At 35.5% G+C, this 11,285-nt stretch carries 8 protein-coding genes; 2 read left to right on the top strand and 6 right to left on the bottom strand.

The window, feature by feature from the left end:
- Positions 1 to 415, bottom strand: a 415-nt coding sequence (locus F6K40_RS35060; protein WP_293143224.1) for a hypothetical protein, incomplete at its 3' end; no start/stop codon positions are given.
- A gap of 41 nt (positions 416 to 456) precedes the next feature.
- Complete coding sequence (locus tag F6K40_RS35055) at positions 457 to 603, bottom strand: hypothetical protein (protein ID WP_293143222.1); 147 nt, start codon at positions 601 to 603, stop codon at positions 457 to 459.
- Positions 604 to 840: 237 nt separating this feature from the next.
- On the opposite strand from F6K40_RS35055, the gene F6K40_RS35050 reads away from it, so the two are divergent.
- On the top strand, positions 841 to 1,062 hold the full coding sequence (locus F6K40_RS35050; RefSeq protein ID WP_293143220.1) for a hypothetical protein: 222 nt from the start codon (positions 841 to 843) through the stop codon (positions 1,060 to 1,062).
- Between the two features lie 203 nt (positions 1,063 to 1,265).
- Here the strand turns inward: F6K40_RS35050 and F6K40_RS35045 are convergent, their stop codons facing one another.
- The 3 genes from F6K40_RS35045 to groL form a co-directional block, all read right to left on the bottom strand.
- Complete coding sequence (locus tag F6K40_RS35045; protein WP_293143218.1) at positions 1,266 to 1,673, bottom strand: hypothetical protein; 408 nt, start codon at positions 1,671 to 1,673, stop codon at positions 1,266 to 1,268.
- 661 nt (positions 1,674 to 2,334) lie between these two features.
- Positions 2,335 to 3,657, bottom strand: coding sequence for a tetratricopeptide repeat protein (locus F6K40_RS35040; protein WP_293143216.1), 1,323 nt, complete (start codon positions 3,655 to 3,657; stop codon positions 2,335 to 2,337).
- Between the two features lie 595 nt (positions 3,658 to 4,252).
- Positions 4,253 to 5,926, bottom strand: a complete 1,674-nt coding sequence (gene groL, locus F6K40_RS35035) for a chaperonin GroEL (RefSeq protein WP_293143214.1) — start codon at positions 5,924 to 5,926, stop codon at positions 4,253 to 4,255.
- A 1,265-nt stretch (positions 5,927 to 7,191) separates the two neighbouring features.
- On the opposite strand from groL, the gene F6K40_RS35030 reads away from it, so the two are divergent.
- Positions 7,192 to 8,466, top strand: coding sequence for a trehalase family glycosidase (locus F6K40_RS35030; RefSeq protein ID WP_293143212.1), 1,275 nt, complete (start codon positions 7,192 to 7,194; stop codon positions 8,464 to 8,466).
- 518 nt (positions 8,467 to 8,984) lie between these two features.
- On the opposite strand, the gene F6K40_RS35025 is transcribed toward F6K40_RS35030, so the two are convergent.
- Complete coding sequence (locus tag F6K40_RS35025) at positions 8,985 to 10,694, bottom strand: DMT family transporter (RefSeq protein ID WP_293143209.1); 1,710 nt, start codon at positions 10,692 to 10,694, stop codon at positions 8,985 to 8,987.
- Positions 10,695 to 11,285: the final 591 nt, after the last annotated feature.

Below are 11,285 nucleotides of genomic sequence, written 5' to 3'. Positions count from 1 at the left end.
TCCGATTTTTCCAGACTAGCTCTAATTGTCTTAGATTTTCTTGCTTTTTATCAGAATGCCAAAGAGTAAAAGTCAAACTTCTAATACCTTTACTTTTTTCGCTAGACGTACTATTTTCAGTCACAATTCCTAATTTTTTTAGGTAGTCTATAGTAGTCTGAATCTCATTTTTTCGTTTATCAGTTTTTGAACCAGATTTATATTTAGATGGTATTTCTTGATTTAATAAACCAGCAAGTTCTCTGAAAGTTGTTCTTATAAAAAGTTTAGGGCGATCGCTATCTTTATCTTTATCTTTCCATTCAGTAAATAATTCCTTTTCTGGATTATTCTGATGGTTGTAATTTATCAGAAACTCAATTAATTTTTTTGCTCGTTTGAGAGGTTCATCACCCCAGTTGCCTGTTCTTGCCATAGATTTTATTTAATTAGAATTATTTGAAGTTTGCGTTAGAGCTATTTTATTGTAGTAAAACCCATCAGAAGTATAAGAATATCGAACCACCAAAGAGTTAATTCAACTCTTCTAGTTGTGGTTTCTTCCCACACTTCCGACACTCCCCACACTTCCCACACTTCCCACACCTCCCACACTTCCCACACCCAAGTAATTATAGATAATAAAACAGTCCTAAGTTTGGGTGGTTTGGGTTAGTTTGTACCTACCCCAAACTTAAATTACTAATAATTTTAAGGGATTGAAAAAAGGTTTGGGTTACTCCCAAGCTATTCTCAAGCTGAATACTTTATTGTAAGGGATTTATAGGTTAATTACTGCACCCCTTGTCTTGGGGTAGTCTCTACCTTTTATGGTAGAAATGTAGTTCAAAAAGAAAAAAAATGAGTAATTACATTTCCCAGAAACCTTTAGCTAAAAGTTATGCAAAACATAGGAAAAAAAATAAAACTCAAATAACTGCTTCTATTATTTTAGAAATAATTGAAGTAGGGGCAGTGCTTATCACCTTATCTACTGTCACTTTGTCTTTAGCTCTTCTACTTACTCCTGTTGCTATGTTTTGCATATTTTACAAGTACAAGATTTTTGAATTAATTAAGTAAGTATACTAATACTAAATAACTTGTGAAAAAAACCGTAGGGGTTTGGTTTCCAAATCCCATCTTTATTTCAGTTAGGAAATCAAAAATATTACAACCTATACCCGAATTACTATATTTCTATAATAATTTGTGAAAAAAAACCGTAGGGGTTTGGTTTCCAAATCCCATCTTTATTTCAGTTAGGAAATCAAAAATATTACAACCTATACCCGGATTACTATATTTCTATAATAATTTGTGAAAAAAACCGTAGGGGTTTGGTCTCCAAATCCCATCTTTATTTCAGTTAGGAAATCAAAAATATTACAACCTAAATAATTTGTCAAAAAAACCGTAGGGGTTTGGTCTCCAAATCCCATCTTTATTTCAGTTAGGAAATCAAAAATATTACAACCTAAATAATTTGTCAAAAAAACCGTAGTGGTTTGGTTTCCAAATCCCATCTTTATTTCAGTTAGGAAATCAAAAATATTACAACCTAAATAATTTGTCAAAAAAACCGTAGGGGTTTGGTTTCCAAATCCCATCTTTATTTCAGTTAGGAAATCAAAAATATTACAACCTAAATAATTTGTCAAAAAAACCGTAGGGGTTTGGTCTCCAAATCCCATCTTTGTTTCAGTTAGGAAATCAAAAATATGACAACCTATACCCAGATTACTATATTTCTATAATAATTTGTCAAAAAAACCGTAGGGGTTTGGTCTCCAAATCCCATCTTTATTTAAGTTAGGAAACCAAAAATATTACAACCTATGCCCGGATTACTATATTTCTATAATAATTTGTCAAAAAAACCGTAGGGGTTTGGTTTCCAAATCCCATCTTTATTTCAGTTAGGAAATCAAAAATATTACAACCTATACCCGGATTACTATATTTATATAATAATTTGTGAAAAAAACCGTAGGGGTTTGGTTTCCAAATCCTATCTTTATTTCAGTTAGGAAATCAAAAATATTACAACCTAAATAATTTGTCAAAAAAACCGTAGGGGTTTGGTTTCCAAATCCCATCTTTGTTTAAGTTAGGAAATCAAAAATATTACAACATAAGCCCGGATTACTATATTTCTAGATGCCATTTTGGGTTAGGTTTGGAGACCAAACCCCTACGATAAAATACTGTACCAATTTTAAAAAAGATTGTTACAAATAATAAGCAGCAGCTCAAAGAGTTAATATTCAGATGTCTATTTGATGAAAAAGAGAAACTTTCGGGTAATTCCTGAATATTAAAGTTATTTATCCTGACTCCTGACTCCTGACTCCTCTAATTCTTTCTATTCAATTTATCAAGCTTTTGTAGAAAATAACTTTCTCGATATCCTCCCAATTGTCTCGATAATTCTAAACCTCTTTGAAAAGACGAAACTGCCAAACCAAAAGCTTTTAACTGTGCATAAACTTGCCCCATTCTGTCATAAGTTTCCATCATTCCATAAACATTTACAAACTGTTGATCCATCAACAATTGCACCTTATATATTTCAATTGCCGCCTCTTTTTCATCTTGAGAAAGATAGAGCGCTGCTAAATTTTCTAAAGCATCACTAGCAGTTACAAATCGTTGAATAGATTGAGCAATATCATAAGCTTCCTGATAGTATTGACTGGCAAGATTAAGCTTTCCAAGTTCCTCATAATCTTCAGCAATAGAGATTTTTATCTCTGGAACTTCTGCAATATTTTGTTGCCCTTCGTAAAAATCTACTAATCTTTCTTTCGCTATAATTGCTTGTAAAGGATTCCCCCCTTGATTATAAATAAAAGCTAATTGTTCGAGAGTATTTACCTTTTCAAAATTAACACTTACAGCAGGATTTGTTGTGTCTATTTCAGATACTTCTAAATCATTCTGTTGCTGAACATCTAATAACTCCTCATAAGCGATCGCTGCATTATCATAATCCAACCAATTCAAATGTATTTCCCCTACAGCAATTAAAGCTTGTTTGAGTGTAGCAACATCCTCTTTTTTCCTGGCTTCAACAATCACTTGTTGATAAACTTCAACTGCTGGATCTTTAGCTCGAACAATACTAAATGCCGAACCTAATGCTTGTAATAATTCTAGATTAGGAGGTTCTTCCTCTTGAATTTCTGGTTGTAAAATTTCCAGTCTTTTTGTAATCCATTGCACCTGTAATTTCTGAGTATTATTCCACGCTATTTCTGCAACTCTTGACAAAGCTACTAACTCTTCTGCTTTACCAAGATAACGACGCAAACGCAATTCTCTGTTCCAAATTTCAAAAGCTTTTCTTGTTTCTCCTGCTCCCAATAATGCTGCTGCCTCAACATTAAGTCTGTCAAGTTCCTGGGAAAATTCTTCTCGTTTTTCTCCAGTTAGAATTCCAGAACTAGGGGGGTTTGGTAATAGTGGATCTGGTTCAGTGCTTTCTAAGGGATTAGGAGAAAATATATCTGGAGATTCTAAATTTTCCTCTGTTTCTGTTTGACGTTGAGAGATAATATTTATCGTTGTTTTTCTGAGAGTATATTCAGAAAATTCAGGAGTTTTTGCTAAACAATAAGTCGCAAGATAAAAGTAAAAAAAACTGCTAGTTAGAACTAAGTTTTTAATTTTGAACATTTTAACTAGATTATAAATGGTTAAACTTACAGCAATGCATGAGAATGGTGAAGTACAGTGTAACACAGCCTGATCGGGCTGTAACAACCTGGAAGGTTGAACTGCCACTCATTACTAACAGGTTTCCAGCTTTTAACAAAAAAAAGCTTTGTACCTCACGCGCCTCCGAAACTGCTGTAAAAAATTAATTATAGTTGAATTTTGCCAAATTGAAGCTCATTACGACGATAGGAAGCAATCTCTATATCCCCCTGAGATTGCTTCCTTCCACTGAATATAAGAATAGAAATTCTTGCAATAAAAAATACTAGGGACGTTTCGCTGCGCGACATGAAACGCATTTTTGTTATGCAACGTCCCTACAAAACGCCTATCTATAAACAGGCTAACTTACAGCAATTTCGGAGTTAGTGAGGTACAAAATTTTACTACTTTTTGCAGTTCAGACTTCCATCCTGTAACAAGCAGGATGCTTATGTTACAAAAACTGTACCTCATCATTCTCATGCATTGCTGTAATATATAGAACTACGCAAATCAAAAATTACTTTTAACTTTTGACTTGCGTATAGAGCTGACTTTGGGTAGGCAAAAATTACATCATTCCCATACCAGGCATTCCCATGCCACCCATACCGCCCATGCCGCCCATGCCGCCCATGCCGCCATCCATATCAGGCGCTGGAGCTTTCTTCTCAGGTTTCTCAACAACAACAGCTTCAGTAGTTAATACCATACCAGCGATCGAACCAGAATTTTGCAACGCGGAACGTACCACCTTCGCCGGATCAAGAACACCAGCAGCAATCATATCCTCATATTCGCCAGTTATCGCATTGTAACCAACACTAAAATCAGTAGAACGTACTTTCTCTACAACTACTGAACCTTCTGCACCAGAATTATCTGCAATTTGACGCAAAGGAGCTTCTAAAGCACGCTTCACAATATCAGCACCAATTTGCTCTTCATCTGTTAAGCTAGCTTTCAGCTCATCAACCTTAGTAGACAAGTGAATTAAAGTAGTACCACCACCAGGCACAATACCTTCTTCCACAGCAGCTTTCGTCGCATTCAAAGCATCCTCAATGCGTAACTTCCGGTCTTTGAGTTCAGTTTCCGTAGCAGCACCAACTTTAATTACAGCTACCCCACCAGCTAACTTAGCGATGCGCTCCTGTAATTTCTCCTTATCATAATCAGAGTCGCTCTCATCAAGCTGTTTCCTAATTTGAGCGATCCGCTTATTCACTTCCTCTCCTGTTTCCCCACCAGCAACAATAGTAGTGTTATCCTTATTAATAGAAATTTTACGACCAACTCCCATCATATCCAAGTCTGCCATCTCTAGACTCAGACCAACCTCTTCCGAGATCATTTGACCACCTGTCAAAATAGCAATATCCTGGAGCATTGCCTTACGGCGATCGCCAAAACCAGGAGCTTTCACAGCAGCAACATTCAAAACACCCCGTGCTTTATTCACCACCAAAGTCGCTAAAGCTTCCCCTTCAATATCCTCAGCAATAATCAATAAAGCTTGACCAGCACGAGCAACTTTTTCCAGTACCGCTACTAAATCTTGAATAGAACTGATTTTTTTGTCAGTGATTAAAATACGAGCATTTTCAAATTCTACAACCAACCGCTCTTGATCAGTCACAAAATAAGGAGAAAGATAACCACGATCAATTTGCATCCCTTCCACAACTTCTAATTCTGTAGAAAGAGACTTAGATTCTTCAACAGTAATCACCCCATCCTTGGTGACTTTCTCCATTGCTTCAGAAATCATTTGCCCTACTTCTGCATCGCCACCCGCTGAAACTGTAGCAACTTGAGCGATCGCTTCTCCTTCTACTGGTTTAGCAACTGTTTCTATTTCTTTAACTAACTGATTAATAGTTTTCTCAATCCCTTTACGCACTGCGACTGGGTTCGCTCCAGCAGCTACATTTTTGAGACCTTCCTTAATCATAGATTGAGCTAAAACTGTAGCAGTGGTTGTGCCATCTCCAGCAATATCCTTAGTTTTAGATGCCACTTCTTGGATTAATCTAGCACCTGTATTTTCTAAGGGGTCTTCCAATTCAATATCTTTAGCTACCGTAATCCCATCATTAACAATTTGGGGAGCGCCAAATTTTTTCTCTAATAATACATTTCTACCTTTTGGCCCCATAGTGATTTTGACTGCATCAGCTAGGGTATTAATTCCTCGTTCTAGAGAGCGTCTAGATTTATCATCAAATTCTACAATTTTGGCCATATACTTTATCCTATTGCTTCCAAATAAAAATTTAGCACTCTACACTATCGAGTGCTAGTTCGTGGAAACCGTACATTTTTTAAGTCAAAATTCAAAATTCAAAATTCAAAAGTTAAAACACACAATCAAGTCAAAATTCAAAAGTTAAAAGTTAAAAGTTAAAACACACAATCAAGTCAAAATTCAAAATTCAAAAGTTAAAACACACATTGGAAAGACCTGCTCTCAAGTCAAAATTCAAAATTCAAAATTCAAAAGTTAAAACACACATTGGAAAGAGCTGCTCTCAAGTCAAAATTCAAAATTCAAAATTCAAAAGTTAAAACACACATTGGAAAGACCTGCTCTCAAGTCAAAATTCAAAATTCAAAATTCAAAAGTTAAAACACACATTGGAAAGACCTGCTCTCAAGCCACAATTCAAAATTCAAAAGTTAAAACACACATTGGAAAGAGCTGCTCTCAAGTCACAATTCAAAATTCAAAATTCAAAAGTTAAAACACACATTGGAAAGAGCTGCTCTCAAGTCACAATTCACAATTCAAAATTCAAAAGTTAAAACACACATTGGAAAGAGCTGGAAAAATATTTTATTATAGGCTAATTATGGCTGAAAAATCAAGGGATAATTTTTTCGACTACCTCCTCTATAATTCCTACTTCTCTTGTATGTCGCAAATCCGGCAACTCCCCTACCTGACTCCTGATTCCTGAAAAATATCATAGCTATTTGTAGCCAAAATTTATTAAATTGTTATTAGGTGGTAGTTTTTTAAATGAATATTAAATCAAGTAGTGCCGTGACACATCTAAAATGTTGCAAGAGGTGGGTTCCAGATTAAATTAATTAATCTTAAACCAATTTGATGAAACCGCCTCTTATCTTATACCATTTTGAAAAAAGAACTTTACGAATAGTAAGGGCGATAAAAATATTTTATAGGAGATGTACTTTTTACAAAAAAGATGATTGACAGCCTAAAAAATGGTATTTAAAGCTATTTATTCTGACTCCTGACTCCTGATTCCTGATTCCTGATTCCTAAAAATCACCCTAGCTATTTGTAGCCAACATTTATCAAATTGGTATTAGTAGTTTTCAACAATTAATAATTTTCATGTCAGCGACAGCCGAAACAATTAATAATTACCTCTTATTAAAAAGAAGAGGATTGGTTGAAAATATTTTTTTTCTCCTGGAAAATAGAGACTTTAAACCTTAATTTTTTGGCAAGCAAAATTTTGTTAAACCAAAGTGAGTATTATGAAAAATTTACAGAAAAAACAAATTGAGCAAGTCTTAGAATACATTAATAACTATTGGCATAGCTTACAGCGGGAAGCTAAGAAACAAGAAAAAAAAGGTGGTACTTTACTTGATTTACCTCATCCATATTTAGTTCCTAGCCATCAAGGAATGTTTCAAGAAATGTATTATTGGGATTCCTATTTTATAGCACTCGGATTAATAGGAACAGACTATGAAGAATACATTATTTATATGACAAAAAATTTAGCTGTTCTATTCGAGCGTTTTGAAATTATTCCTAATGGTAGTAGATATTATTTTACCTCTCGCAGTCAACCACCTTTCTTTACACAATTAATGTGGCTTGCATACGACGTAATGATATCTCAAAAGCGCGATGATGAGGCAAAACAATTTTTAGCCGAGATGACTGAAATAGCAGAAAAAGAACACATTAATGTCTGGATGGGAACAACAAAAGATAATAACCGCTTAGTTTTTTTCCCTGACAAAAACTCACCATCAATAGGATTATCCCGCTATTTTGATGTAAATTATTTACACGAATTAGCTTGTTGTGAAAGTGGTTGGGATCATTCCACAAGATGTGACGATCTTTGGTTAGACCATATACCTGTAGACTTAAATTCTATCCTTTATATTCGAGAACTTGATATTGCTAAAGCTAAAAAAATTCTCGGACAAAATGATTCTGTAGCTGAGTGGGAAGAGAGGGCAAAAAAACGAAAAGAATTCATCAATCAGTATTTATGGGATAGCGATCGCCAGTTTTTCTTTGATTATAATTACCAGACAAAAAGGCGCAATCCACATTTATCATTAGCAGGCTTTTTTCCCCTATGGGCAGGACTAATGGAAAAAGACCAAGCTGAGAAAATGGTCCGAAAGTGGCTACCTGTATTTGAACATCAGGGTGGCCTTGTTACTTCCCTGCAAGAAGTATCAGGAAGGCAATGGGCTTTTCCTAACGGTTGGGCCCCCCTTCAGTGGATAGTAGTTGAGGGATTAGAGAAATATGGATATGACGATGACGCAATGCGAATTCGGCAAAAATGGTGTCAAAATTGTTTCACTGTCTATGACCAGGGTATTTCTATCAAAAATCAAGATGGAACAGAAACTAAGGAACACAGCCTCTGGGAAAAGTATAATGTTGTGAACATAGGGCAAATTGCTGGAGATGGCTGTTATGGTCCATCTGTTAATGGTTTTGGTTGGACTAATGCTATTTTTAAAGTTTTTGCCGAATGTCTAAATATAGTTCAGTAGTCAGTAGTCGTAGGGGCGAATGGCCATTCGCCCTGACAGTAGTCAACCCACCCTTAACCCAACCCACCCCCAACCCCTCCGAGGAGGGGAGGAGCAGGAGGGGAAATAGGGAATGATTCTACCTAATTATCTGGCTCCATCGAGTATTGATGCTTAATATTTGACTGAGAATTTGACTCAACAGAAAGGTCAAATCAATTCAAAATTCAAAATTATTAATTCGCTCATTTTCATTAGCTTGAATTTTATAGGTTAAAAACTCAAAATAAGTCTTTCTTGTGCTTCTTATCGGTGAAAAATGTAGTATAAGTTAAACGAATTTTTACTTCATTCTTTAAAAAGCTGACACCTAACCGCTAATAGCTGAATGCTTACCGAAAAATCAAGGTTTAAACCCTCTCCTTTACTTTAAAGTTTTTCAAGAATAAAAAAGAAAAAAATTTCCTTTTTAAGCAATCCTCTTATTTTGAAAAAGAGGTAATTATTAATTATTAATTGTTAATTGTTAATTATTGAAATTAACTTGCCTTCCTTTTTACTCCAAACATTCTTTCAAAACTCATCGCTGCAACACCAATAATTACCAATATCATTCCAAAAACCTCTTTTCCTCCTAATACTTCTCCAATTGTAAAAAACGCAAGTAAAGCAGTTAAAGCCGGACCAAAAGTACCAATAATAGATGCTCTTGCAGCTCCAGCAAATCTAATAGCAAAACTATTTAATACATAGCTAGAAAGTGTTAAAATTCCCAGAATAATACCACCAACAATTAAACCAGACCACAAAGTAGAATCAATATTAGGCGACCATTCTAAAGGTTTAGGTATTATTAAACCCAAAGCAGAAAATACAAAAATTCCAGCAAAATTAATCAAACTAAACGGAATAGGATGAAGCTTTCCTGCTGACATTTGTGTTAGTAAAACATATCCAGCAAAAGTAATACCAGCTCCTACTCCAGCCAAAACACCTTCTTGATAATCACCAGCTCCACTAGGAATAACTAAAATTCCTCCCAAACCAATAATAACCATCGCAAAAATTCTGACAATAGAAGGGCGATCGCCAAATAATCCCCAAGATAATAAAACAGTAATAATTGGATAAATAAAGAAAATTGTAATGGCAATACCAGTAGGTATATTACCAATAGAAATATATATTAATACCTGAGATAAAAACAAAAAGAAAGCACTAGCAATAACTTTCCACCATAAGGAAAAATCTTGGGATTTAATAAAACGTTCAATATCACTCCAAACAGCAGGATAGAGAAATGTTGCGACTATAGGCATTAACAACATTACTACTATCAGTCTTAGTAATAAAATTAATAAAGAATTACCAACATTTGGGTTAATTAATCCTTGGGGTTGTAGTGATGTATTGAAAATAATCTTGAGACAAACATTAAATATAGATAATACTGCTGCTGAAAGTAGAGCCAAAATTAAACCAACCTGAACTTGAGAAGCAGACTTTTGAGGTTTAGTAGTAGATTCAGGTTGAGTTTTTGGTGCTATTTCTGGGGACTCAACAGGAGTTGATATTTCTGAAGAATTAGTATTGACTGAGTTCCTAGATCCAAACTGAGAATTTTGATAATTTCCAGATGAAACTGCATTATTTCTTTCCAGTTGTGCTTGAAGACGACTGACCAAAGTTTCTAGAATAACCTCTCCCTGCTGTTCCATATCGCGCATATTATTGAGTTTGACAGAAAGGTCACTTTCGTAACTGTCCAATTCCTGTTTTAGGGTGTCAAATGTTCTGCTCAGAGTAGCAGACAAGGAATATCCCAACTCATTAGCAGACTCATAATAACTATCTGGAGGATGAGTCATTGGTAATTCTCCTCCTGGAAAACCACCTTGTTGTAATCCTGGGTCAACATTCTCCCTTAACTCTTTAATTTTATGGCCTAACTGTTGTTGCAAATTATTGGCCAAAACTTGGGCTAATTGTTTGAGCCATAATTGTTGCTGGGCTATTTGTCGTTGAGAAAGAGATTCCAGTTGTTGAGCTTGCAACTGTTCATATTGTTTTCGTAATCTACTGACATCCTCATTGAGCTGTTCTTTCTCTACTCTTAGTCTATTTACATCTTCCCCTAACTGATTTGTTAAATTTTGACGAACATTGTCCAAGTCTTGAATGAGTAATTTCAAGACTTTTTCTGCTGATTGAGGAGTTTCGGCTCCCCGATCTGAGGGTTGAGTATCCATTTTCCGTTCCATCCTTGCTAACCTAAGCTCACAATACTTTTACTGCTCCATCGTAGAAGTCTCGGCACTCCTCTGTCCACAAAATATCAATTTTGAACTGACTGCCATAAATAGCATAAGTCATACCAGTTTGATCAATGTTTGCTACAAATATCTAGGTTTTTTTGAGGAGTCAGGAGTCGTAGGGGCGAGAAAGCGAATCACCCGTACAGGAGTCGTATGGGAATAGCTTCGATGCCATTTTTAGTTCATAAATTCTTGAATTCGTGAAAGGGACATATCCTTGTAAAGTATTTGTATTGCCCTTATTATTCGTAACATTCTTTTTTCAAAATGGTATCAGAAGTTAGAAGTCAGTACGGAAAAATAGCTATTTGACCATACATTCGCAGCACGGACTAAATTTGAGGGTTTAAGAATGTCCTAACCACTTACCTATCTTCAAGACCTTAGTATTTCCCACCCTCCCCACACTCCCCACACTCCCCACACTCCCCACACTCCCCACCCTCCTCACACTTCCCACACTTCCCACACCTCCCACACTTCCCACACTCCCCACACTCCCCACCCTTCCCACCCTTCCCAAAC

It is taken from the genome of Okeania sp. SIO3I5, from assembly GCF_010672085.1.
Lineage (GTDB): Bacteria > Cyanobacteriota > Cyanobacteriia > Cyanobacteriales > Microcoleaceae > Trichodesmium.
The sequence above is the reverse complement of the archived record's forward strand: the minus strand, read 5'-3'. Positions and strand labels throughout refer to the sequence as shown.

Coding starts and splice junctions, on each gene's coding strand:
- F6K40_RS35045 (WP_293143218.1), bottom strand. CDS start 1,673: ATGGGATTTGGAGACCAAACCCCTACGGTTTTTTTGACAAATTATTTA.
- F6K40_RS35025 (WP_293143209.1), bottom strand. CDS start 10,694: ATGGATACTCAACCCTCAGATCGGGGAGCCGAAACTCCTCAATCAGCA.
- groL (WP_293143214.1), bottom strand. CDS start 5,926: ATGGCCAAAATTGTAGAATTTGATGATAAATCTAGACGCTCTCTAGAA.
- F6K40_RS35050 (WP_293143220.1), top strand. CDS start 841: ATGAGTAATTACATTTCCCAGAAACCTTTAGCTAAAAGTTATGCAAAA.
- F6K40_RS35030 (WP_293143212.1), top strand. CDS start 7,192: ATGAAAAATTTACAGAAAAAACAAATTGAGCAAGTCTTAGAATACATT.
- F6K40_RS35040 (WP_293143216.1), bottom strand. CDS start 3,657: ATGTTCAAAATTAAAAACTTAGTTCTAACTAGCAGTTTTTTTTACTTT.